The sequence below is a fragment of the Catellatospora tritici genome (assembly GCF_019083965.1).
GTDB classification, from domain to species: domain Bacteria; phylum Actinomycetota; class Actinomycetes; order Mycobacteriales; family Micromonosporaceae; genus Catellatospora; species Catellatospora tritici.
The window spans coordinates 332,830-356,907 of record NZ_JAHRCY010000004.1 but is presented as its reverse complement, the minus strand read 5'-3'; the positions used below and the strand labels follow the sequence as shown (position 1 = coordinate 356,907).

Below are 24,078 nucleotides of genomic sequence, written 5' to 3'. Positions count from 1 at the left end.
GGGCACCTTCTTATCGCTTTGCGTGGAAGAAGGCGCCCTTCCCAACATCGCGGCTCAGTCACCGCTCCAGCCGAAGAAAGAGATCTCCGCCGGGGTCGCCTCCTCGTACGCGATGATGTACGCGCCGTACCAGCGTCCGAATCCGTTGACGGCGTGTTCGGCCACTGCCTGGCGTACCGCGGCAGGGGTCGGCCGTCGCGTGCCGAAGACCTGGTCGAGCAGCTCATCGGGCACGGGCGCCACCGCACCGAACTCCGGCTCGGCCGCGACGTCGGTCATGTCGATCACCGAGTGGGTGCCCGCATAGGGCTGCGCCTCCAGCAGCGAGTCGGGCCCGTCCACGACCACGTGGGCGGCACGCCACTCCGTACGCGCGTCGGAGTCGTCCGGTTCCCAGTCGTCCGGGCCGAAGGCCTCCAGCAGGGCCTCCCGTTGCGACTCCACCGACCAGGCCACGAATTCGTCCTCGGTCATGGACAGCGCCGTCTCGTTCGGCGCCACCCGATAGAACGCCCGCGCGTGATAGGCGTTCCAGCGAGCCTGCCGCAGTGCGGCGTCGAGGTCGTCCTGGTAGGGCACATGAGCGTGCCAGGCCGATGCTCCCATGATCGACTTTCTCCCCGTCGAGGTGAGTGGTGGCCGCACCATACCGGCGAGCCACGACATCGCCGCGGCGAGACGATTCGCGGGTCCCCGGCGGCCGCATTCCGAGGAATCCCCGCTCGGTGCCCTGCCGTCTGGTGTACTCCGTAAGAGGGCACCGGGCCCACCGGCCACGGTCAGCCGGGTCGGCACGGGGGGCGTGGGATGCGACGGTTGCGGGTAGGCGGCATGGTTCTATCGCTCGTGCTCGTGGCCGCCGCGAGCGCCTGTGGCCAGATGTCGGTCGGGCAGTGGGCGCGGACAGCGCCCGAGGCGACGCCACCGGCCTACGCCGCCGGGCTGGAGGCCCAGATCCAGGCGATCATGGACAACATGAGCGTGCCCGGCGCGGTCGTGATGATCACGTCGCCGGAACAGGGCGACTGGACCCAGACCTTCGGCCGTCAGGCGGTCGTCGGGAACGCACCCGTGACCGTCGACGACCGCTTCCGCATCGGCTCGAACACCAAGACCATGACCGGCACGGTGCTGCTCCAGCTGGCGCAGGAGGGCAAGATCGGTCTGGACGATCCGGTGTCGAAGTACCAGCCGCAGGTGCCCAACGGCGACAACATCACGATTGCCCAGCTGCTGGAGATGCGCAGCGGCCTCTACAACTACTCCGAGGACGAGCAGTTCAACGCCCGCATCGACAACGACCCCGGCTACGTCTGGCAGCCCGAGGAGCTGCTGTCCATCGCGTTCGCCAAGCCGCCCTACTTCGCCCCGGGTGCCGGGTTCCACTACTCCAACACCAACCTGATCCTGGCCGGGCTCATCATCGAGCAGCTCACCGGCGGCACCCTGCAGGACGCGTACCAGCAGCGGATCTTCGGCCCGCTCGGCCTGGGCCAGACGCTGCTGCCCCCGGCCGCCGACGCGAGCATCCCGGCGCCCCACCCGCAGGGCTACATGTTCGGCACGAACGTGAGCACGCTCAACGACCCCGCGCTGCCCCCGGCCGAGCAGGCGGCCGCCGCCAAGGGCGACCTGCTGCCCCGGGACGTCACCGACAGCAGCCCGTCGTGGACGTGGGCCGCCGGTGGCGTGATCTCCACGGCCGCCGACCTGACCCGGTACGTCACGGCGCTGGTGGGCGGCGGGCTGCTCGACCCGGCCATGCAGAAGACCAGGATGGACAGCATCAAGCCCATCCCGACCCCGGACCATGCCGACGTCGGGTATGGCCTGGCGATCGTGAAGTTCGGGCCGCTGTATGGCCACGACGGCCAGATCCCGGGGTACAACTCCTTCATGGCGCACGACCCGGCCAGCAAGAACACGGTCATCGTGCTGACGTCCCTCTTCGCCGGGCCGAACGGCAAACAGCCCGCCAACGTGATCGCTGAGGCCATCATCAAGGCGCTGTACGGCGAGTCACTGGTCCCGTCGCCCTCGTCGACGCGGTGAACGATCGACAGGTGGGCGTCCGCGTGTCGGTGCGGATGCCCACCTGTCAGCGTGTCGGGCGGCTAGCGCCGCGTCAGTTGTAGACCTCGAACTCGTAGAGGCGGACGGCGGTGTTGCCGTCCTGGGCGGGGGTGATGACGTTGACCTTCACGTAGCGGCCGGTCGCCGCGACGGCGTGCGCGCTGACGTTGGCGGTGTTGCCCCGCGCCTGCACCACGGTCGTCCAGGTCGTGCCGTCGGGCGAGGTCTGGATGTCGTAGTCGCGGGTGTTCCAGGTCGCCGACTCGCCACCCGCTCCGGCGTGCCGCAGCGTGAACGACGTGATCGCGTACGACTGACCCAGGTCCACCTGCAGGAACTTCGTCGTGGCGGTGGTGCAGAACTTGTCCGAGCCGCCGCCGCTGACCGACCCGTTCACCGCCTTGGCCGGGCCCTCGTTGGTGTTGCACGCCGCTGAGCCGGTCGCGGCCTTGTTCAGCGCCACGTTGGTCGAACCCGACGAGCCGGGCGTGCCGTATGCCTCGAACTCGTAGATCCGGGTCGGGGTCGCCGCCGACTGGGTGCCGGTGATGACGTTGATCCGGGCGTACCGGCCAGTGGCGCTCACGTTGTGTGTGGTCGTGGCGGCGGTGTTGCCACGCGCCTGGACCACGGTCGTCCAGGTGGTGCCGTCGGGCGAGGTCTGGATGTCGAAGTCCTTGGTGTTCCAGCTCGCCGACTCACCGCCTGCGCTCGCGTGCCGCACGGTGAACGACGTGATCGCGTACGACTGCCCCAGGTCCACCTGCAGGAACGCCGACGCGGCCGCCGAGCAGAACTTGTCCGACGTGCCACCGGTCCACGAGCCGTTGACTGCCTTGGCCGCGGCCTCGTTGGTGTTGCACGCCGCCGAGCTGGTCACCGGCCGGTTGAGGGCGATGTTGGTCGGCCCGGTGCTGGTGGTGTCGAACGACGGCGGCGCGTCGGCGGCCGCGCTGCCCCAGCCGGTGTTGGCGGTGGTGCCGAGGGTGAAGTCGAGCGTGCCGCCGTTGGCGACGAACGACTCGGCCAGCCACGGCTTGGTCGAGGAGCTGCCGTTGACCGACAGGGACTGGACGTAGAAGGTCGACGCGGACGCGCCGGGGGCGTTGATCGTCAGGTTGACGCCGTTGCCCCGGTGGATGACGACCTGCGGGAACAGCGGGCTGGTCAGCAGCAGCTCGGCCCGGCCGGGTGCGAGCGGCTGCAGGCCCATCGCCGACCAGGCATACCAGGCGGACATGGCGCCCAGGTCGTCCTGGCCGGGGATGCCGCCGGGGGCGTTGGACCACATCGTGTTGAGGATCTGCCGAATGGTCTGCTGCGCCTTGTACGGCTGCCCGGAGAAGTCGTACAGCCACGGCGCCCCGATGGACGGCTCGTTGTCGAGCTCGGACTTGAGCCCACCCGCGCCGGACAGCGCCCAGCTGCCGTCGGAGTTGTGGAAGAACGTGTCCAGGCGGCTGTTGGCGGCGGCGTTGCCGCCCATCTTGTCGAACAGCCCCTTCACGTTGTGCGGGACCATCCAGGTGTACTGCGCGGCGCTGCCCTCGGCGAAGCCGTCGGAGTTGGCCGGGTTGAGCGCGGGCCAACTGCCGTCCTCGCGCCGGTTCTGGATGTAGCCGGTCGCCGGGTTGTAGACGTTCTTCCAGTACTGGGCACGGGCCAGGAACGTCTGCGCGGTCGCGGTCTGGCCCAGGCGGGCGGCCAGCTGCGACAGGCCGAAGTCGGCCGCGACGTCCTCCAGGGTCTCCCCCGCACCGCCCCAGGCGTTGCTGCTTTCCGGGATGTAGTGGATGCTCAGCCACTTGTCCAGCGACGGCCGCTCCCCCACCACCATGACGTTCCAGCCGCTGCTGCTCAGGTCGTCGGCGGTCACGGTGGTGGCGGCGTTGACCATGGAGGTCAGCGCGGCGGAGGCGGCGAAGTTGGTGCCGCCGAAGGCGTAGATGCTGGGCAGCGCGGCGTGCGCCGGGTCGCCGGTCATGACGTGGGTGCCGCCCTGGTTGTGGGTCCAGCGGTCCCACACGCCGCCGTTCTGGTTGGCCTGGTTGAGCAGCGACTGGGCCATGTCGCCGCCGATGTCGGGCCGCAGCAGCGTGACCAGTTGCAGCTGGCCGCGGTAGACGTCCCAGCCGGAGAAGTTGGCGTACTGGGCGGACTGCCCGGCCGACAGCGAGTGCACCTGCTGGTCCATGCCGGTGTACTGGCCGTTGGCGTCGCTGAACACGTTGGGGTGCTGCAGCGAGTGGTAGAGCGCGGTGTAGAAGGTGGACTGCTGCGCGGTGGTGCCGCCGGTGATCTCGGCGCGGCCCAGTTCGGTGTTCCAGGCGGCCGTGGCGTTGGTGCGGACCGTGTCGAAGGTGGTCCCGGCCGGGTTCTCGGCGTTGAGGTTGGCGGTGGCGTTGGCGGCGCTGACGTACGAGATGCCGACCCGGACCCCGACGGTGCGGCCGGAGGACAGGTCGAAGCTGACGTAGCCGCCGGAGCCGCGCCCGGCCACCGGCCAGCCGTCGGTGCCGTACGTGGTGCCGCCGCCGGCGGTGGTGGTCCCGGCCCGCAGCGTGCCGTCCTGCCAGGTGCCGGTGGCGGCGAACGGCTTGTCGAACACCGCGGTGAAGTACAGCGTGTAGTAGCTGCGGCGGCCGATCGCGTTGATGTAGCCGCAGAAGTTTCCGCTGGTCACCGAGCCGCTGATGGTGCGGTTGGCGCTGTCGATGCTGACCGTGGCGGCGCTGGAGCCGACCTCGGAGCTGGACGTGCGCACCAGCATGCTGGCGGTGCCCGCCGGGTAGGTGAACTTGCCGGAGCCGGTGCGGGTGGTGGCGGTCAGTTCGGTGTCGACACCGGAGCCGAGCAGCACCCGGTAGTAGCCGGCGGTCGCGGTCTCGTTGCTGTGCGAGAAGTTGCTGGCGTAGGTGGCGTCGGTGGTGTCGGCGCTGGGTGAGGAGCCGACCGTGCCGACGTACGGCATGAACGGGATGTCGCCGGAGGCGCCCGCGCAGCCGGTGCCGGACAGGTGGGTGAGACTGAACCCGCGGGTACGGGTGACGTTGTACGAGTACCCGCCCGGCTCGACGGTGCGGGTCTGGTTGCCGCCGGTGTTCTCGGGGCTCCACTGCACCATCCCGAACGGGGTGGTCGCGCCGGGCAGGGTCTCGCCGCTGTTGCTGGTGCCGATCAACGTGTTGACCAGCCCGGCCGGATTGGTGACGGCCGCGGCGGCGGGGGTAGGCGCCGCGGTCAGGACCGTCAGGCCGAGCAGCAGCGCCAGTGGCGCGGGTAGCGCTCTGCGCAGGTGCATTGCTTCCTCCAGGTGAAGACAACGTTGTCAATCGCGGCCGCGCAAAGGCATCGGGCGTCGATGCGTGATTGTGCGAGAACCGCCGATCGATCGAAGGTTATCGGTCAGGGCGCGCGACGGGAAGAGCCATCCCGCCGCGAGCGTCGTCAGGCACTTCCGGCCCGGCGATCGCGATGAGGTCCAACAGCCGACCGAAGGCCGGGCCCGGAGACCGTCCGGTCAGCCCAGCCGCAGTGCCAGCGGGGCGGCCGGCAGCGGCGCGGGAAGCAGCAGCGGGCCGTCGCCCGGCACGAGCGTGCCCAGGACGCGGCCGCCGCCCGCTCCGGTCGCCGAAGGGACCGTGCCGGGCAGTCCATGTGCGGTGTACCAGCCGAGCAGCGCGAACGCGATCGCCTCCTTCGCGGCGCTCGGCGCGCCGAACGCGTCGCTGGCCGCGATCTCGACACCGGGCAGGCGGGCCGCGAGCATCGCCATCAGCGTCGGGTTGGCGCAGCCGCCGCCGGAGGCGACCAGAGTGTCCACCTCATACCGCCGGACCTGGTCGGCGACGGTGGCGGCGGTGAGCGCGGTGAGGGTGGCCATCAGGTCGACGTCGGCGACCGGCGGAAAGGCCGCGAGCGCCGCATCCAGGTAGCCGGCGTGGAAGAGTTCCTTGCCGGTGGTCTTCGGGGCGTCGCGACCGTAGTAGGGCTCGGCGAGCAGGTGGGCGAGCAGTTCTCGGTGGACGGTGCCCGCCGCCGCGAGCCGCCCGTCGGTGTCGTGGGCGTGCCGTCCGCCGGTGACCCGCAGCGCGGCGGCGTCGATGAGGGCGTTGGCGGGGCCGGTGTCGAAAGCGAGCGGGCCACTGCCGCCGGTCGGGCGCGGCACGGTCAGGTTCGCGATCCCGCCGAGGTTGAGCGCCGCCGGCCGGCCGGGCAGGCCGGACAGCAGCAGGGCGTCCATGAGCGACACCAGCGGCGCGCCCTGACCGCCCGCGGTGATGTCACGGATGCGCAGGTCGGCGACGACGGGGACGCCCAGCCGTTCGGCGATCCAGGCCGGTTGGCCCAGCTGCAGCGTGCCCAGCACCTGACCGTCGTCGACCCAGTGGTAGACGGTCTGCCCGTGCGAGCAGACCAGGTCGACCGACCCGACCCGGTCGACGGCCTGGGCGGCGGCCGCGGCGAACGCCTGGCCGATACCGGTGTCGAGGGCGCAGACCTCGGCGAAGGTCAGCGACGCCGGCGGCAGGGTGGCCGCGAGCTGTTCGCGCAGCCGATGGGGGTACGGAGTGGTGTCGGCGTACTCGAGGCGGCCGTGCAGTTCGTCGCCTGCCAGCCTGAAGTCGACGACGGCGACGTCGATGCCGTCGTGCGAGGTGCCCGACATCATGCCCATGATTTTCATGCTCGCGCCCTGTTCAGCCGAAGTAGTGGTCGCGCGGCGGACGTCCGGCGCGCAGGTCGCGCAGGGCTCCGTCGGCTTCCTGGCGCAGCAGTGGGGTCAGGTCGGCGGACCGGCGCAGGGTCTCGTACTCGATGATCGCGGCGGCCGGGTCCCAGGTGCTCAGTGCGCGGCACGCGCTGGCCCGCACCACCGGCTCGTGGTCCTTCAGCGCGGCCAGGACGGCGGCACGGGCCCGCGGAACGTCGTGGTGCTTGGCCAGCGACCGGACCGCGTTGCAGCGGTGCAGGTAGTCGCGGTGTCCGCTGTGCTCGCACAGGATCTCGACCGCGCGCGGGTCGTCGACGTCGCCGAGGATGACCAGGTGGGTTGTGCTGATCTTTCGCGGCAGCCTGGCCAGGTACTGGGCCGGGTCCATGGTGGCGGCCACCCACAGTGCCGATGACCAGGCGTCGCCGCGGCTCCGGTCGCGGACGCCGGGCGCGATGTGGCCGTCGCCGCCGCCGTAGTACAGGTCGAACACCCGCTGCGCCCCGGCCGGGCCGGTCGCGACGAGCGCCGCACGGGCGGTCTCGTCGTCGTAGGTTGCCATGAAGGCGGAAAGAGCAGCGTCGATCTCCTCGTACATGATCGAAACCTAGCATCCGGATGCGATCGGCAGGGGCCTCACGACCGGACACCTGTCGATCCGGCACTACAGTTGCGGCGGTCGATCGACATCCCGTCGTCTCAGCGGAGGCACCCGACATGAACCAGGCCGTGGTCCACCTCGCAACGGCGCAGGCGCTGCTGCCGTCCGGTTGGGACGGGCTGGCCGGGCCGGACGACGTTTTCCTGACGGGTCGCTGGCTGCGGGTGGTCGAGGCGGTGCACGCCACAGCACCGCGCTACCTGTGGTGCGAGCGCGGCGGTCGGATCACGGCGGGCCTGGCCACGATCGTGGCCGACGCGTCCGCGCCGTGGGTGATGGGTCGGCCTGACGCGATCGTGGCCGCGAGCGTGTCGGCGAGCCGTGCCGGTGCCGCGCGGCTGCTCGACGAGGTCGGCGGTGACCCCGCGACGCTGCTGCCAAGTCTGGCCCTCGGCGGCCGCCACATCGGCCACACCCGCGTCCTACACGACGGCACCGATCCGGCCGGTGACACCCGGCTGCTGCTGGACGCCGCCGCGGACCTGGCCCGCGAGTCGGGCTGCGTGTCGCTGGCGCTGCCGTACCTGGACGAGACCGACCACGGGCTGGAGTCGGCGCTGGCCGCGCGGGGATGGCGGTCGTGCGTGGTGGGCCGCTACCACCGGTTGGCCGTGCCCGCCGACGGATTCTCCGGTTGGCTGGCCGGGTTGACGTCCAAACGGCGCAACAGTGTCGCGGCCGAGCGCCGTCGGGTGGCGGCGGCGGGGGTGCGGATCGCGCGCACCACCGTGGCCGGGCTGCCCGACCTGGTGGCGGCCGCCCGACTGGAGGCGGGGCTGCTGGGCCGGTACGGCATCGAGTGGCCGGTCGAGCGGGCGGCCTCGATCCTGTCGCTGGTCGGTGGGCAGTTCGGCGACGACGCGATCGTGCTGGCCGCGTACGCCGGGGACGCGCTGGTCGGGTTCACGCTGGTGCTGGCGTACGGCGACCAGTGGTACGCCCGCCAGGCCGGGTTCGACTATTCATTCCAGCGCACTCACCGCGCGCCCCTCTACTTCGAACTGTGCTACTACCGGATGCTGGAGCTGGCGGCGGACGCGGGCATCCGTACCATCCACTACGGACTCGGCAGCGAGGACGCCAAGATGTGGCGCGGCTGCGTCTCGACCGAGCAGCGTTGCTGGGTGGGGCCGGTGGCCCCGGCCGAGCCCGGGAAGGGCGGTGCCCCGTGACCGGCGTGCTCGCGATGGTGGAGACGAGCCTGGCCCGCTTCGGCCTGACCCCGATGCTCGCGGCGCACCGGCTCGGCCTGGAGGTGGTGCTGCTGAGCACCACCTCGCAGCGCTACCTGGGCTACGGGCCCGCCCGGCAGGTGTTCGACGAGTGTGGCGTGTCGGTGCGCCAGGCCGATACCGCCGATGTGGAGGCGGTGCTCGACGCGCTGGCGGACCTGCGGCCGCGACTGCGCGGGGTGCTGTCGGTGACCGACTACAACGTGCACGTGGCCGCGGCCGCGGCGCAACGGCTGGACCTGCCCGGACTGTCCCCCCGGGCCGCGGCGACGGCTCGCGACAAGTCGGCCGCCCGCCGGGAGTGCGTGCGGGCGGGGGTGCCGGTGCCGGGGCACGCCTGGGTGCGCACCGAGGCCCAGGTGCGGGTGGCGGTCGAGGAGGTCGGGCTGCCGTGCGTGGTCAAGCCGCTGACCGAGTCGGGCAGTGTCGGGGTGACGCTGTGCCGGACCCTGGCGCAGGCGGTGGCCGCGTGGCGGGCCATCGACGCGGTGCGCACCGACTACCGGGGGCGACCGAGGCCGCCGGGTGCGCTGGTCGAGGAGTACCTGCTGGGGTACGAGTGCAGCGTCGAGACGGTCGCCGACGGCGCCGGACGGCACGTGATCGGGGTGACCGACAAGCTGCTCGGCGCGCATCCGTACTTCGTCGAGGTGGGGCAGAACTTCCCGTCGGTGCTGCCCGAGGCGGTGCGCGCGGACTGTGTCGCGCTGGCGCACGCGGCGCTGGACGCGGTCGGGCACGACTTCGGCGCGGCGCACGTGGAGATGCGGGTGACCGACGACGGGCCGCGCCTGGTCGAGATCAACCCGCGGCTGCCCGGCGGCATGATCACCGATCTGGTACGGCACAGCCTCGGCGTCGACCTGGTCACCGCGGTGGTGGCCCTGCACACCGGCCAGCACGCCGACCTGACCCCGACGCGGGCGGCCGGGGCGGCCGAACGGCAGCTGGTGTCCCCCGCCGACGGGGTGCTCCGCTCGGTGCACGGCGCCGACCTGGCCCGCCGGGTGGCCGGGATCGTCGAGCTGGAGCTGGAGGCCGAGCCCGGCGAGCGGGTCAGCGCGGCACGCAGCAACGTGGACTATCTCGGGCATCTGCTCGCCGTCGGCGGCAGCGCCGGTGAGGCGGCCCGGCGTGCCGATACCGCGTTGGGGCAACTCGTGGTCGAGGTGGAGCGCCGGTGACCGGCGCGCGGGCCTGGGTGCCCCGGGGGCCGGGTGTGGTCCGGTTCGGACTGGCCGGGTTCGTCAACGCGGTGGGCACGGGCGTGTTCTACCCGTACGCGCTGATCATTCTGACCGCGCTCACCCGGCTGCCGCTCGCGGCCGTCGGCGCCGGGCTGACCGTGACCGCCCTGGCCGCGCTGCCACTGCTCGGCCCGGTCGGTCGGCTCGTGGACCGCTGGGGCCCGCGCCGGGTGTACGTGGCGGCCGGACTCGCCCGCGCCGCCGCCTACGCCGGGTACGCGCTGCTGCCCGGCCTGGTGCCGTTCCTGGCGTGCAGCCTCGTGGTGGCGGTGGCCAACCGGGCCGAGCAGATCAGCACCCCGCTGCTGGCGGCGGGCCTGGCTCCGGCCGACGGCAAGGAACGGTGGCTGGCGCTGAGCCGGGTGGTGTTCAACGCCGGGGTGGCGCTCGGGGTGCTCGCGGGCAGCCTCGCCGTCGGCGCCGGAGCGCACGGCGCGATGCTGCTGGCGTGGGGCAACGCGGTCAGTTTCGCCGCGGCGGCGGTGCTGGTGTGGACACTGCCGCAGGTGGCGGCCGCGCCGCGGCCGACGGCCCGGCCCCAGCGGCCGTGGCGCGACCGGCCGTTCCTCACCGTGAGCGCGGTCGTGACCGTACTGTGGTTCACCGCGCTGGCGGTGGAGGCGGCGCTGCCGGTGGTGCTGATCGAGCGGCTTGGGCTCCCGCCGTGGCTCGTCGGCGGGCTGTTCGGGCTGAACACGGTGCTGCTGGCGCTGCTGCAGCTGCCACTGAGCGCCCGAGTCGAACCGCTGCCGCCCCGGGCGGTGCTCGCGGTCGGGGCGCTGCTGCACGCCGCGCTGCCGCTGGGGCTGCTCGCGGTGTCGGCCGCGACGCCCGGGGTGGCGGTCGCCGCGCTGGTGCTGGCGGTGGCGATGGCCGCGTACACGCTGGGTGAGCTGCTCGGTTCGCAGGCGGGTTTGGTGCTGCTGGTGCGGCTGGCACCCGAGCAGGCGAGCGGCTCCTATCTGGCCGGTCATCAGTTGCTGATCGGTGCCGCCTCGGCGCTGACGCCGGCGCTGGTGACGGCCCTGCTGGCGGCCCCGGCCGCACTGTGGTGGGGGCTGGTGGCGGTGGCCGTGGCGGCGGGGGCGACAGCGGCGCCGATCGGCGTCGCGGCGGCCGCCCGGGGTGCCGGTAAGGTCAACGCGCAGTGATCTCAGCAAGGGAAAGGCGCAGCATGGACAGCACGACGGAGCTTCGCGGTTTCCGTATCCACACCGCCAACGTCGGCCTCAAGGACGAGTCCGACGACTTCACGGTGATCGCCTCCGAGGTGCCCGCGGTGTGCGCGGGCGTGTTCACGCAGTCGCGCTTCGCCGGGCCGAGCGTGGTGCTCAGCCGTGAGAGCGTGGCCGACGGTGCCGCGCGGGCGATCGTGGTGCTGTCCCGAAACGCCAACGTGGCCACCGGCAAGCAGGGCCTGGACAACGCCCGCGAGGTGCGCGGCGCGGTCGCGGGCCTGCTCGGGGTGACCGACACCGACGTGGTCATCGCCTCGACGGGCGTCATCGGCCGCCAGTACCCGATGCCGGAGATCCGGTCTCGGATGGGCACGATGAGCTGGCCGTTCCCGGGCGGGGACTTCGCCGCCGCGGCGCGGGCCATCATGACCACCGACACGCATCCGAAGCTGCTGTCGGCGCGCTGCGGCGACGCGACCGTGGTCGGCATCGCCAAGGGCGTCGGCATGATCGAGCCGAACATGGCCACCCTGCTGACGTTCTTCTGCACCGACGCGCAGCTGGAGCAGCCGGTGCTGGACCAGGTGTTCCGCCGGGTGATGGCGCGCACGTTCAACGCTGTCAGCATCGACACCGACACCTCGACCAGCGACACGGCGGTGGTGCTGGCCAACGGGCTGGCCGGGCCGGTCGACCCGGCCGCGTTCGAGGCGGCGCTGCACGAGGTCGCGCTGGGCCTGGTGCGCCAGATCGTCAAGGACGGCGAGGGCGCCAGCAAGCTGATCGAGGTGCGGGTCACCGGTGCCCGTGACGACGCCCAGGCCAAGCGGGTCGGCAAGACCGTGGTGAACTCACCGCTGGTGAAGACGGCGGTGCACGGTGCCGACCCGAACTGGGGCCGGGTCGCGATGGCGATCGGCAAGTGCGAGGACGACCTGGACATCGTGCCCGACAACTGCACCATCGGCTTCGGCGAGGCCGAGCTGTACCCGGCCGAGGCGGGCGAGCAGGAGCTGGAGCAGCTGCGCGGCTACCTGCGCGGCGACGAGATCGTGATCACGATCGACCTGGGCATCGGCGGCGGCGCGTTCACCGTGTACGGCTGCGACCTGTCCGAAGGGTACATCCGCATCAACGCCGACTACACCACCTGAGCCGCCACCGGCAGACCGGCTGACCAGGCCCGCAGCAGCGCGCCGCGGACGGCGCCGGTCTGCGCCTGGGCCAGGAAGAACGAGGCCGCTCGGGTCAGCCGGGCGGCCTCGTGCGTGTCCTGGAGTCCGGCGCTGCCCGCGGCCACGGCGGCGGCTCCGGCGGCGGTCTGCAGCAGCGCGGTCGCCTCGCCACGCAGCGCGAGCCGCCGGGCCGGGTCGCCGCCGGAGTCGGCCAGGGCGTAGGCCTCGCCGCGCAGGCCATCGAGGCGGCCGCGCAGGCGTTCGGCGAGCTCGGCGGCGTCGTCGAGGCGGTCGGCGGCCGACTCCAGCAGCGCCAACGCGGCGGCGGCCACACCGAACACGGCCGGTGGGGCGTCGAGCACGCGGGCGCGGCTCCACTCGCGCCACTGTCCGACGGTGCCCACGGCCGCGACGTCGGCGTGTGGCACGGCCAGGCCGTCGCAGGTGAGGCTGACCGTACCGGTGCCTTCCAGGGCCGCCAGCCGCATCGGTGGTCCGGCCCGCAGGCCGGGCAGTTGCCGGGCGGGCACGAGCGCGGCGACGACCTGCTGGCTGTCGTCGACGGCCAGCAGCAGCGCCACGTCGGTGACGCCCCAGCCGGTGTAGAAGGGGGCGGTGCCGTCGAGGATCCAGCCGGACGCGGTGGCGCGGGCGGTCAGCGGCCGGTCGGGCAGCTTCGCCAGCTGCGCCGAGGCGATTCCGGCCAGCCGGGTGCGGTCGGCGCCGCGCAGCCGGTACGGGATCTGCGCGCCGGGGGCCGACAGCAGGTCGAGCACGGTCTGGTGCTGGGCGTGCACGAACCAGGTGACCGGGCAGGCGCCCGCCAACACCTCCTGGACGGCGCGGACGGTCGCGGCGGGGGTGTCGACGGTCAGGTCGAGCAGTCCGGCGCGGCCCAGCTCGTCCACGTGCGACTTCGGCATGCCGTACCGGTCGACCCGGGCGGCGGCGGGGCGCAGCACTCTGGCTGCCAGTTCGGCCGCGGCGCCCACGGGCTCCGGGTGGCTGCTGTCGGGCATCGGCCGTGTGTCTCCCGGTGCGGGCTGGTTGGCGACAGCTGCCTTGACGGTCCAATGTGTCGCCATTTAATCTTGGAACCGGCCGTTAAATATAGGTCAATGCGCCGCTGTTCGCACACATGGATGCGTTGGTGCGCATAGGTTCGGGACAGAGCGGTCCTTCCCCATTGATGTCAGCACTGACCTGGCACATCGCATCCGAGCACGATCCGGCTACTGCGGAAGGCTAACTCATGGGGGAAACCGCCGCATCGACCGCCACGATGACCGCCGAGGTTCTCCCCGGGCGAATTGCGTTGGTCGAATTCAGCGCCGCGCACGAGCAGAATCCGTTCAGCCGCGCCCGCATGCGCGAGCTGCGCCAGACCGTGCTCGACCTCGACGGTGACGAGAATGTCGGCGCCATCGTGCTGTACGGCGGCGAGAACCGCTCCTTCGGCGCGGGCGGCGACTTCCACGAGGTGTCGGAGTTCACCGGCGGCGACGAGGTCGACGCGTGGATCGACGACATCACCGACCTGTACACGACCCTGGCCTCGGTGCCCACGCCGATCGTCGCGGCCGTCGACGGGTTCGCCATCGGCATCGGGCTGCAGATCGCGCTGTGCTGCGACTACCGCATCGGCAGCGAACGCAGCCACCTGGTCATGCCGGAGTTCCAGCTCGGCATCGCCTGCAATTTCGGCGGGTTCATGCTGGAGTCGGTGGCCGGGCGCAGCGTGATGCAGGCGATGCTGTTCACCTGCGCGCGGTGGGATGCCCGGCGAGCCCTGGCCGACCGGCTGCTGCAGGAGACCCAACCCCCGGCGCTGGTGCTGCCGCGGGCGCTGGAGCTGGCCCGGACCATCGCCGGATACACCACCGCCGCGGTGCAGTCGACCCGGCCGCGGATCAACGGCCCGTTCGTGGCCGGGCTGGAGCGGGTGCGCGCCGAGGGCAAGCTGGCGCACCGGCGGGCGTTCGCGGCGGGCGAGGCGCAGCAGCGGATGCGGCGCGTCATCGGGCGGCAGCCGTGACCCACGCCTGGTTCCTGACCGCGACCGCCCCGGTGCCGCCGCTGGCGGCGGCCCTGGTGGGCGGCGACAAGGCTCCCTACGTGTACGGCAGCTACCCCGATCTCGGTGACGGCTCGTCGTGGCGGGCCGGGCCGACCGAACGCACCGGCGTCGAGGTCGACGCCGACGGTTTCACCGCCACCACCTCCCCACTCAACGAGATCCCGCTGTACCTGGTCAATGACCGGTTCCACGGCCGGGTGCTGGTCTGCAGCGACGTGTTCGTCGCCGCGTCGGCCGCCGCCGCGTGGGGCCTGCCGCAGGCCGTCGGCGATCGGGCCGCCATCCACCGGGAGGGCAGCACCGCGCTGCACGGCGTACGACGGCTGGTGCCGGGGTCGGTGACCCGGGTGCGCCGCCTCGGCTCCGGTTGGGCGGTCGACACGTCCGACCAGGTCGACCCGCTCGACGCGGCACTGACCCCGACGCTGACCGACCCCGTGGCGGCCGGTGCGGCGTTCGTGTCGGCGCTGGGCGACGCCGTGCGGGCCTACACCGACCCGGCCGCACCGGTGGCCACGATGCTGTCGGAGGGCATCGACTCCGGGGCGGTGACCACGCTGGCGCACCGCGCCGGGCTGCGGGTGACCGCGTACAGCGCGGGCACGCCGTGGGGGGACGAGTATGCGGGGGCGGCCGAGTTGGCCGGTTACCTGGGCATCGCGCACCGGCGCATCGACCTGACCGCCGCCGAGCTGATCGGGGCCGTGCCGGAGGTGATCCGGGTGCTGGGCCACGCCCACCCGGAGAAGGTCGACATCGCCGTCACCGCGGTGGCGCTGCTGCGCCGAGGGGCGGTGGTCGAGCCGCAGGTGCTCACCGGGTACGGCAGTGACCTGCTGAACCTGGGGCTGCCGGTGACGACCCGCGATCCGGACGAGCTGATCGGGATCATCCGCGAGGGGATCGACGACACCCGGTACAGCGGCGAGCTGACCACGGTGTTCGCGACGGCGCGGGGCAAGCGGCTGCTGCACCCGTACTGGCATCCGGACGTGATCGCGACCGCGTTGGCGGTGCACCCGCACTGCAAGGTCGACGGCGGGCGGGAGAAGGCGTACTTCCGGGCCGCGATGGCCCGGCAGCTGCCCGAGCCGATCGCGTGGCGGCGCAAGGTCGCCGTGCACCACGGCGGCGGACTGCAGCGCGGACTGAACGCGTGCTTCGGCGGCGCACAGGCCAAGGCCGAGGCCTATCTGGACTGCTTCGACACGGTCGCCGCGCGGGTGCGCGTCGACCCGCTCGGCGCCGCCCACGCCGACCACTCCGACGCGGTGGCGCGGCTGCTGGCGCGGGCGCCCGGCATGCCGCGGAGCTGACCGTGTGCACGGTCGCGCTGCGATACGCGCCGGACACCCGCTGGCCGGTGCTGCTGCTGGCGGTACGCGACGAGTTCACCGACCGACCCTGGCTCCCCCCGGCCGCCCACTGGCCCGGATCGTCGCTGATCGGCGGCCTGGATCTGGAGTCCGGCGGCACCTGGCTCGCGGTCGACCCGGCCACGACCAGCGCGGCCGTGGTGGTCAACGCGGCGCCCGCCGCGACCGGCGGGACACTCAGCCGCGGCGAACTGCCGCTACGGCTGCTGTCGGACGCCGCCGACCCGGCGGCGGACTGGGTGGCGAGGGCGCGCGGCGGCTTCCACGCGCTGCGGATCCGGCCCGACGGGCTGACCGTGTGGAGCTGGGACGGCAGCGCGCTGCGGCAGGCCGAGGTCGGGGCGGGACGGCACGTGCTGCTGTACCCGGGACTCGACGATCCCGACCACCCGCGCGCCCGCACGGCCCTGGCCTGGTTGGCCACCCTGCCCGAACCGGACCCGCGACCCGGGCTGACCCCGACGTCTGCCTGGGGTGCCTGGACCGAACCGCCGCACGACCTGCTCGTCGACACCGAACACGGTGGCCGCCGCTACGCGTCCACCTCGGCCGCGCTGCTCGCCCTGGGCGCGGACGGGCTGCTGCGCTACGACTTCACCGCCGATCCCGCCGCCGACACGTGGGCGCCCGTACGCCTACCGGCCGAAGCCGCCGCGCCGCTCACGAAGGGGGCTGCCGCGTGACCGACCTCGACGTGCCCATCTGGCTCGGCGACCGGGCCTTGACGACCTCGAGCAGCCGCGCTCTGACCGGCGCGGACGGTTCCGTGGTCGCGCGCGTGTCCGTCGCCGGACGTCTCGTCCAGCAGCAGATGGTGCAGCAGGCCAGACAGGTCGCCCCGGCGCTGCGCGAGGTCGACGACCAGGCCTGGTTCGACCTGTTCACCAGGGCCGGGGCCCGGGTGCGGCGCGAGCTGGAGGCCGGGCGGCACGACCGCGAGCTGGACGCGCTGTCGGCGGCGACCGGCCTGCCCCGGCTGCGGGTGCTGCGTGGGGTCGCCGCCGTCGCCGACCACCTGGACCACCTTGACGCGATCCTGTCCGCCCAGTCCCCCGATGGGAGCCTTTCGGCGTACCGCACCGGCGTGTGCGGGCGGCCGTGGCGGTGGCTGCCTGCCGGAAGCACCTGCATGGTGCGGGTGCCCGCGAACTTCCCCACCATCATGATCGAGTGGCTGCAGGTGCTGGCCGCCCGGCGACCGACCCTGGTCAACACCTCCGACCGCGATCCGTTCGTGGCGGGCATCTTCGTCGCCGCGCTGTACGCCGAGGGCCTGCCGCCGGGCGCCGTCTCGGTGTGCCACGGCGACGCCCCGACCTGGCTGCGCCTGGCCGACCAGGTGGTGTGGCCCGGTGAGGACGCCCCGCCGGACCTGTCCCCCGCCCGGCTGAAGACCTACCACTTCGGCCGCAGCAAGACCGTGCTGCCCGACGCCGATCCGGCGCCCGAGACCTGGGACCGGCTGGCCCGGCTGGCGTTCCAGGGCTCCGGTCGGCTGTGCACCAACATGAGTGCCCTGGCCGTCGTCGGTGACCGGGCCGACGCGGCGTCGGCGGCGCGGCGGCTGGCCGAGGCGTTCGCGGCGTACCCGGTGCTGCCGCTGGCCGATCCGGCCGCGCGGGTGCCCGCGTTCCCCGCGCGCAGACTCGCCGACGACCTGGTCCGGCTGCTGCGCCGCGAGATCGCGGCGGGGGCCGTGGACGTCACCGCGGCCACGGGCCTGGGCCGTGAGCTGCTGGTCGAGCTCGACGGCACGGTGTTCCTACGCCCGACCGTGCTGCTGGTCGAGCCGGGCTCGGCACTGTTCGGGATGGAGCTGCCGTTCCCGTGCACCGTCGTGGCGCCGGTGACCCGCGAGCGCGTTGCCGCCGTGTGCAGCCCCTCGCTGATCGTGTCCGTGGTCGGCGATGACCCGGAGCTGGTCGAGCGGCTGCTGGCCGAACCCGGCATCACCAAGGTCTTCTCCGGCGGGCACGTCGACCGGGCGTACGAGCCGGTCGACCCGCAGGAGGGCTACCTGGCCGACTTCCTGTTCCAGAAGAAGGCGCTGCACACCGGCGCGTGACACCCGAAGGAGGCCCCGTGCCGCCGTCCACCGGACTCAGGCCGGTGACCGACGACGACGTCGTCCGGATCATCCGCCGCCACCTGCACCCCGACACCGGCTCGCCGTACTGGCGCGACCGCGACGCCGCCCTGGGCGCGTCCGGGTACGACAAGGTCGGCGGGTTCGCCGACGCGCAGGCCCTGGTGGGTCTGCGGGACGAGGACGACCAGCTCGCCTACGAGGAGGCGACCCGGCGCCGCCCGGTCGAGGACTTCATCCCCGCCGACGTCGTCGCGAGCGAACGGTTCCTGTGGGCATCGCAGACCGGCGGCACCACCGGCCTGCCCAAACACGGCACGTGGGGGTCGACGTACTGGAAGCGGGTGCGGGAGTTCTCGCACGCGTTCATGGACCGCTACGGCGTGCCCCGAAACGAGAACTGGCTGTTCATCGGGCCGATGGGGCCGCACACCACGGGGCGGCTCATCGTCGACTTCGCCGAGAGCCGGGGCGGGCGCTGCTTCTCCATCGACCTCGACCCCCGGATCGTGAAGATCTACGGCGAGGAGGGGATGACCGCCGCCTCGGACCGGTACGTGCGCCACATCTGGGACCAGATCGAGGCGATCGTGGTCAGCCAGCGGATCGGCGTCATGTTCTGCACCTCGCGGTTGCTGGAGATGCTGCCGGAGTACCTGGACCCGGGTCTGTTCGCCGGGGTGCGGGCGATCGTGCACGCGGGCACCACGATGGAGCCGGAGACCAACCGGCTGCTGCGCGAATCGGTGTTCCCGGGCGTGCCGGTGATCGGGGTGTACGGCACCTCCACCACCGGGATCAGCTGGCAGAAGCCGTTCGAGGACGCCGATGACCACCGCGTCGTCTACATCCCGTGCTCGCCGTACGTGCTGCTGGACCTGGTCGACGACGAGGGCGCGCCGGTGCCGTTCGGCGACGAGGGTCGGGTGCGGGTGTGGCGGCTCACCGACGACCAGCTCATCCCCGGGTTCCTGGAGCGTGACCGGGGGCGGCGGGTGCGGCCCTACGGCGAGGCCGCCGAGGAGTTCCCGTGGCCGTGGCTGGGCGACCCGTACAGCCCCGAGTTCACCCAGCTGGGCCGGGTAGAAGGCGTCTACTGAGGAGGCGAACGTGCGGATCCTGCTGGTATGGCCACGCAATCCCCGCGCGGTGCTGAGCGACCAGCTCAGCTGCTGTGAACCCCTGCCGCTGGAGTACCTGGCGGGGGCGCTGCGCGACCACCACGACGTCCGGATCGTCGACCTGCGGCTCGATCCGCCGTTGGCCGAGTGGGCGCAGTCGCACGAGGCGCCGGACCTGGTCGGCGTCGCGGTGCCGTACACGACCAACGTGCACGTGGCCCGTGCGGTCACCAAGGAGGCCAAGCGGCTGTGGCCGGATGTGCCGCTGATGATCGGTGGACACCACCCGACGGTGTCGACGGAGTGGCTGGACGGGTTCGCCGCGGACTGGGTCGTGGCCGGTGAGGGCGCCGGTCCGGTGCGGCACCTGGTCGCGGCGCTGGAGGCGGGGCAGCCGGTGCTGCCGACGATCGGGCTGGCGCCCTACCAGGCGCGGGCCGAGCTGCGGCGGATCACCAAACCGGCGCCGGCCAGCCTGAACGAGCTGCCCCGGCCGGACCGGACGCTGCTGGCCCATCATCGCGAGGACTATTTCCACTCGATCTACCGGCCGGTGGCACTGGCGCGGTTCAGCGCCGGGTGCCCGTACCAGTGCAACTTCTGCTCGCTGTGGCGGATGACCGACCGGCGTTATCTGGTCAAGGAGGCCGAGCGGATCGTCGGGGAGCTGAACGACATCCCCAACCGCAACATCTACGTCGTCGACGACGAGGCGTTCATCCAGCCGCAGCGGATGCTGGAACTGGCCGACGCGATCGAGCAGGACGGCCTGGACAAGCGGTACCACATGTACGTGCGCACCGACACGGCCACGCGACGGCCGGACGTGATCACGCGGTGGGCACAGGTGGGGCTGGACTCGGTGCTGATCGGCGCGGAGTCGATGACCGACAACGAGCTGGACGGCTACCACAAAGGCACCGACTCGGGGCAGACGCGGCAGGCGATGGACCTGTTCCACGGCCTCGGGGTGAAGGTGCGGGCGAACTTCATCGTGCGGCCCGGCTGGGACGACGCCGACTTCGACCGGCTGCACCGCACCATCGACGAGCTGGGCGTGGACATGCCCAGCTTCTCGGTGCTCACTCCCCTGCCGGGCACCGACCTGTACGACGAGGTGCGCCACGACCTGATCAGCGACGACCCGGAACTGTTCGACTGCTACCACACGCTGTTCCCGACCCGCCTGGACCCGGCCCGCTTCTACGAGCGGGTGGCGGGGCTGCTGCTGGCGGCGAGCAACCGCGGCGGCGACGGCGACGGACCGGGGGTCTTCTACTTCAGCACCGACGACGCGTTCGGTCGCATGGTCGAGTCGGTCCGGCAGGGCCACCTGCTGGCGGAGCCGCAGCCCGCCTGACGTACGCACACAGGGCCCGGACGGCGCATCGGCGCGGTCCGGGCCGCTGCGTCTGTCCGGATGCGCACACGCTGGCGATGTAAGGAATTCTTGACATCATGTCGAGAATTCCTTACCTTCGTGATGTCAGAAATATTTGACATCACGCGGCATCCGGCGCCTGCGCGCGGCGTACGGTCTCGGCCGCTTCCACTGCCGACCTCAGCGAGGACCCGTCATGACCTCTCCGCAACGGACAGCCAGGATCACCGGCGCGCTCTACCTAGGCGTCGCGATCTTCGGCGCGTTCGCCTTCCTCTACGTGAAAGCCCTGGTCCGCGTACCCGGCGACGCCGCCGCGACCGCCGCCAACGTCGTCGCGCACGCCGACCTGGTCCGGTTCGGATTCGTGGCCGACCTGCTCCAGGCCACCCTGTTCCTCTTCGTGGTACTGGGCTTCCATCGGCTGCTGGCGCAGGTGAACCAGCACGTCGCCCGAGCCATGGTCGCCTTCGTGGCGGTCGCGGTCGCGATCATGTGCCTCAACGCGGTGTTCCACTACGCGGCGCTGCGGCTGGCGACCGACCCGGGCGGCTACGCCGGTCTCGGCGAGTCCCAGTCCCGATCACTGGTTCTGCTGCTGCTCGACATGAACTTCGACGGGTTCATCGTGGCGCAGATCTTCTTCGGACTGTGGCTGGCGCCGCTGGGCTACCTGGCGTACCGCTCCGGCCTGTTCCCCCGGGCCCTCGGCGTCGCGCTCGTCATCGGCTGTGTCGGCTACCTCGCCGACACGCTGGCCCAGTTCCTGGTGCCTGGGCTCAGCGACGCGGCCGGCACCGTGCTGACCGCGCCCGCGGGCATCGCCGAGTGCTGGATGGTCGGCTACCTGCTCGTACGGGGCGTCCGCCGCACACCCGCCCTCGCCTGAGCGAGTACGCGGGACGACGACGGGGGCCCGGCGAACCGGACCCCCGTCGGTTTCAGATACGGGCTACACCCCGAACGTCTCGCAGCGGCCGCCCGCGTTGGCGTTGTTGCCACGCCCGGCGAAGGCCGCGTCGGCTCCCGCGCCGCAGTCCACGGCGTCGTTGCCGGTGCCGGTGACGATACGGTCGTCGCCCGCCCCCGCGTTCACGCTGTTGTTGCCGTTGCCCGCGTCGATGATGTCAGCGCCGTCCCCGGTGGTCACCGTGTCGTTGCCCGACCCGGTCCGCACGGTGTTCGCGCCGGATCCGGCCCGGACCACGTTGTTGCCGTTGCCCGCGTCGATCCAGTCCGACCCGCCGGCCGTGGTGATGACGTCGTTGCCGGACCCGGTGGCCACGCAGTCGTCGCCGCCGTTGCCATTGACGACGTCGTTGCCACCCACCCCGACGATCAGGTCCGCACCGGTGCTGCCGTCGATCACCTCGTTGGCGGTGCTGCCCACGATGACCGCGCGCACCGCGATGCCGGTGCACGCGTCGGCGGCCATCGTGGTGGCCCGTACGGTGACCGGGCCGGTCGAGCCGATGCCGGTCAACCCCGTCACGGTCGCGCCGGAGGTCGTCTCGGTGAACACGACCGAGCCGCCGAGCCCGACGGTCAGCTCGACCGGGACCGCCTTCACCGTGACCGCGACGACGGCTGGCTCGCCGTCGCGCACGGCCACGCCGGTGCCGGTCAGCACGTAGGCGCCCTGGCCGAGGCTGATCGTCGCGGCGCTGCCGGTGAGCTGGATCCGGACCGGCCGGGTGCCCGCGCCGACGTCGACCCGTACGCCCGCCGGGGCGGCCGCGTCGGCGACGGTGACCTGGCGGCCGCCCGCATCGACGATCCGGCCCGAGGTGGCCGCGTCGGCGAACGTCGCGTTGGCCGGGTCGGTCGGGGCCGGGTCGACGGCGTCGAGGATGCCGTCGTCGTCGGCGTCGAGGTCGGTGCAGGGCAGGGTACCGGCACGCAGCGCGTGGCCGCCGTCGTTGGTGTCGTCGGACCAGTACCCGGCCTTGAACCCGGCGACGCACTCCGACTGCGGCGCGATCGTGAAGCCCTCGTTGTTGTAGTCGGGCATGCCCGCTGGGCGCTCGTAGACGGCCGTGGCCGCGAACCTGCCCTGTGCGTCGAGGTCGAACGTGGCGGTGCGGCCGTGGCAGGTGTCGTCGCAGACCGTCCACAGCAGCCCGGTCTCCGGCTCGAACACCAGGTCCATCACGCCCGGGAACCCGCTGGCGAAGGTCGCCACCCGGGTGTAGGCGCCACCGGCCTGGTCCAGCGCGTAGGCGTAGACCGAGCCGTTGGCCTCCAGCCCGACGAAGAACAGGCCGTCACCGTGGCCCGGGTAGTCGGCGGGCCGGTACGCCGAACCCGTCCGCTCGTCCCGGAACCCGCCCGCGACCAGATAGGAGTCCGGAATCCAGGTGATGCCCTCCAGCCCCGCGTTGGCGCCCACGGTGGGCAGGTCGGCGGTCAGGTTCCACTCCGCCGTCGCGTCGAGGCTGCTGCCGGTGCCGCCGACGTCGAAGCGGACGATCTTCGGCAGGCTCACGCCGCTCGCGGCGTTGTCGCGCTCGGTCGCCACGTAAACCCCGCCCGCCGGGCCTGCCCCGGACAGGGCCACGCCCTCGGAGTCGAGGTCACCGGTGCCGTCGGCGTAGTGCAGCGCCTTGCCCGACGCCCAGCCGTCGGTCGGGTCCGGGGTCCAGTTCGCGCCGTCGCGGACCAGGCGGTATAGCGTGCCCGGACCGTTCTTGACCGCCCACAGCACACCCGAGCCCTGGTAGGCCAGGCCGCTCATGTTACCGCCGAACACGTCGGCCGCGTCGGCGGTCGCCACCGCGCTGCCGCCCGGCCAGGTCGACGCAGGGGTCTGCCCGGCGCAGGCGTTGGCGCTGCCCTTGGTCGGGGCGGTCGTGGCCGCGAAGGCGCCGGTGGCGTCGGGGCAGCGGCCGTAGGTCGTGGTGGCGTGCGCGGTCCACGTGTACGAGTCCACCAGCGTCACACCGTCGGGCAGGAACAACCGCGCCGAATCCGCACCGCCGAGGCCGTACGCCGACTCCACGTCCAGGGCCAGGAAGCCACCGGCCGCGATCGACGTCCCGGCCGGGACCGTGAACGTGTGCGTGTCGTCGTTGTCCCGCACGATCCAACCGGACAGGTCGGCGGCTGTGGCGCCCCCGTTGAACAGCTCCACCCAGTCGCCGGGGCTGCCACCGCTCGACTCCACCTCATTGACCCGCACCGGGCTGCTGCAGTCGTTGGCGGCACCCTTGGTCGAGGCGGTGGTGGCCTTGACCGCACCCGTGCCGTCCGGGCAGCGGCCGTACGTCGTGGCCGCGTGCGCGGTCCACGCGTAGGAGTCGATCAGCGTCATACCGTCGGGCAGGTACAGGCGCGCCGAGTCCGCGCCGCCCAGCCCGTATGCGGTCTCGACATCCAGGGCCAGGTAGGCGCCCGCGGCCAGGGTCGTCCCGGCGGGCACCGTGAAGGTGTGGGTGTCGTCGTTGTCGCGGACGATCCAGCCGGACAGGTCGACCGTGCCGGTGCCCGCGTTGAACAGCTCCACCCAGTCGCCGGGGCTGCCGCCGCTGGACTCGACCTCGTTGACGCGCACCGCGGCCGGGTCGTCGGCCGCGGCGGGCACCCCGATCAGCAGGCAGGACATGGCCGCGAGCGTGGCCAGGGCGAGTCGTCGCTTGTCACGCCGATGTGTACGCAATGTGGATCCTTGTCACCAGGGCTGCGAAGTGGGCGGTGTTCCTCGCGCAGCCTGCGCCACCTCGGCGACCGGTACGTGAACACGCGGCGAACGCCCCGGGAC

General features: G+C 72.4%; 18 protein-coding genes. 12 read left to right on the top strand and 6 right to left on the bottom strand.

Going from position 1 to position 24,078, the window contains the following annotated elements; all coding sequences use genetic code 11:
• Positions 1-54: 54 nt before the first annotated feature.
• On the bottom strand, positions 55-606 hold the full coding sequence (locus tag KUA19_RS11330) for a hypothetical protein (protein ID WP_217396149.1): 552 nt from the start codon (positions 604-606) through the stop codon (positions 55-57).
• Between the two features lie 225 nt (positions 607-831).
• Between KUA19_RS11330 and KUA19_RS11325 the strand changes: the two genes are divergently transcribed.
• Positions 832-2,052: a serine hydrolase domain-containing protein gene (locus KUA19_RS11325; RefSeq protein ID WP_217396148.1), complete on the top strand. Its 1,221-nt coding sequence runs from the start codon at positions 832-834 to the stop codon at positions 2,050-2,052.
• A gap of 73 nt (positions 2,053-2,125) precedes the next feature.
• Here the strand turns inward: KUA19_RS11325 and KUA19_RS11320 are convergent, their stop codons facing one another.
• The 3 genes from KUA19_RS11320 to KUA19_RS11310 all read right to left on the bottom strand — a co-directional run bounded on the left by KUA19_RS11320 (position 2,126) and on the right by KUA19_RS11310 (position 7,385).
• Positions 2,126-5,374 carry a GH92 family glycosyl hydrolase gene (locus KUA19_RS11320; RefSeq protein ID WP_217396147.1) on the bottom strand — a complete coding sequence of 1,083 codons (3,249 nt, stop codon included), beginning with the start codon at positions 5,372-5,374 and terminating at the stop codon, positions 2,126-2,128.
• Positions 5,375-5,593: 219 nt separating this feature from the next.
• The gene (locus tag KUA19_RS11315) at positions 5,594-6,760 is read right to left on the bottom strand and encodes an anhydro-N-acetylmuramic acid kinase (protein ID WP_217396146.1); all 1,167 of its coding nucleotides are present in this window, start codon (positions 6,758-6,760) and stop codon (positions 5,594-5,596) included.
• Positions 6,761-6,773: 13 nt separating this feature from the next.
• On the bottom strand, positions 6,774-7,385 hold the full coding sequence (locus KUA19_RS11310) for a HEAT repeat domain-containing protein (RefSeq protein WP_217396145.1): 612 nt from the start codon (positions 7,383-7,385) through the stop codon (positions 6,774-6,776).
• Positions 7,386-7,504: 119 nt separating this feature from the next.
• Between KUA19_RS11310 and KUA19_RS11305 the strand changes: the two genes are divergently transcribed.
• Genes KUA19_RS11305 through argJ form a run of 4 tightly spaced genes read left to right on the top strand, consistent with a single transcriptional unit; the run spans position 7,505 to position 12,259 of the window.
• Complete coding sequence (locus tag KUA19_RS11305; RefSeq protein ID WP_217396144.1) at positions 7,505-8,620, top strand: GNAT family N-acetyltransferase; 1,116 nt, start codon at positions 7,505-7,507, stop codon at positions 8,618-8,620.
• On the top strand, positions 8,617-9,864 hold the full coding sequence (locus tag KUA19_RS11300; protein ID WP_217396143.1) for an ATP-grasp domain-containing protein: 1,248 nt from the start codon (positions 8,617-8,619) through the stop codon (positions 9,862-9,864). Before KUA19_RS11305 ends, KUA19_RS11300 begins: the two co-directional genes overlap by 4 nt.
• Positions 9,861-11,078, top strand: a complete 1,218-nt coding sequence (locus KUA19_RS11295; RefSeq protein WP_217396142.1) for an MFS transporter — start codon at positions 9,861-9,863, stop codon at positions 11,076-11,078. Before KUA19_RS11300 ends, KUA19_RS11295 begins: the two co-directional genes overlap by 4 nt.
• A gap of 23 nt (positions 11,079-11,101) precedes the next feature.
• On the top strand, positions 11,102-12,259 hold the full coding sequence (gene argJ, locus KUA19_RS11290) for a bifunctional glutamate N-acetyltransferase/amino-acid acetyltransferase ArgJ (RefSeq protein WP_217396141.1): 1,158 nt from the start codon (positions 11,102-11,104) through the stop codon (positions 12,257-12,259).
• On the opposite strand, the gene KUA19_RS11285 is transcribed toward argJ, so the two are convergent.
• A complete protein-coding gene (locus tag KUA19_RS11285) occupies positions 12,247-13,299 on the bottom strand; it encodes an acyl-CoA dehydrogenase family protein (protein ID WP_217396140.1) in 1,053 nt (350 codons plus the stop codon). The two genes, argJ and KUA19_RS11285, sit on opposite strands and share 13 nt — an antisense overlap.
• A gap of 296 nt (positions 13,300-13,595) precedes the next feature.
• Between KUA19_RS11285 and KUA19_RS11280 the strand changes: the two genes are divergently transcribed.
• The 7 genes from KUA19_RS11280 to KUA19_RS11250 all read left to right on the top strand — a co-directional run bounded on the left by KUA19_RS11280 (position 13,596) and on the right by KUA19_RS11250 (position 21,210).
• The gene (locus tag KUA19_RS11280) at positions 13,596-14,315 is read left to right on the top strand and encodes an enoyl-CoA hydratase/isomerase family protein (RefSeq protein ID WP_217396139.1); all 720 of its coding nucleotides are present in this window, start codon (positions 13,596-13,598) and stop codon (positions 14,313-14,315) included.
• On the top strand, positions 14,312-15,673 hold the full coding sequence (locus KUA19_RS44495; RefSeq protein ID WP_217396138.1) for an asparagine synthase C-terminal domain-containing protein: 1,362 nt from the start codon (positions 14,312-14,314) through the stop codon (positions 15,671-15,673). Before KUA19_RS11280 ends, KUA19_RS44495 begins: the two co-directional genes overlap by 4 nt.
• 2 nt (positions 15,674-15,675) lie before the next feature.
• On the top strand, positions 15,676-16,416 hold the full coding sequence (locus KUA19_RS11270) for an NRDE family protein (protein WP_217396137.1): 741 nt from the start codon (positions 15,676-15,678) through the stop codon (positions 16,414-16,416).
• On the top strand, positions 16,413-17,798 hold the full coding sequence (locus KUA19_RS11265) for an aldehyde dehydrogenase family protein (protein WP_217396136.1): 1,386 nt from the start codon (positions 16,413-16,415) through the stop codon (positions 17,796-17,798). The genes KUA19_RS11270 and KUA19_RS11265 overlap by 4 nt, the downstream gene beginning before the upstream one ends.
• 17 nt (positions 17,799-17,815) lie before the next feature.
• Entirely contained in the window at positions 17,816-18,919 is a 1,104-nt protein-coding gene (locus tag KUA19_RS11260) for an acyl-CoA synthetase family protein (RefSeq protein ID WP_217396135.1), read from the top strand.
• Positions 18,920-18,929: 10 nt separating this feature from the next.
• Positions 18,930-20,300, top strand: a complete 1,371-nt coding sequence (locus KUA19_RS11255; RefSeq protein ID WP_217396134.1) for a B12-binding domain-containing radical SAM protein — start codon at positions 18,930-18,932, stop codon at positions 20,298-20,300.
• 217 nt (positions 20,301-20,517) lie between these two features.
• The gene (locus tag KUA19_RS11250; RefSeq protein ID WP_217396133.1) at positions 20,518-21,210 is read left to right on the top strand and encodes a DUF4386 domain-containing protein; all 693 of its coding nucleotides are present in this window, start codon (positions 20,518-20,520) and stop codon (positions 21,208-21,210) included.
• Positions 21,211-21,273: 63 nt separating this feature from the next.
• Here the strand turns inward: KUA19_RS11250 and KUA19_RS11245 are convergent, their stop codons facing one another.
• The gene (locus tag KUA19_RS11245; RefSeq protein WP_217396132.1) at positions 21,274-23,976 is read right to left on the bottom strand and encodes a lamin tail domain-containing protein; all 2,703 of its coding nucleotides are present in this window, start codon (positions 23,974-23,976) and stop codon (positions 21,274-21,276) included.
• Between the last annotated feature and the right edge of the window lie 102 nt (positions 23,977-24,078).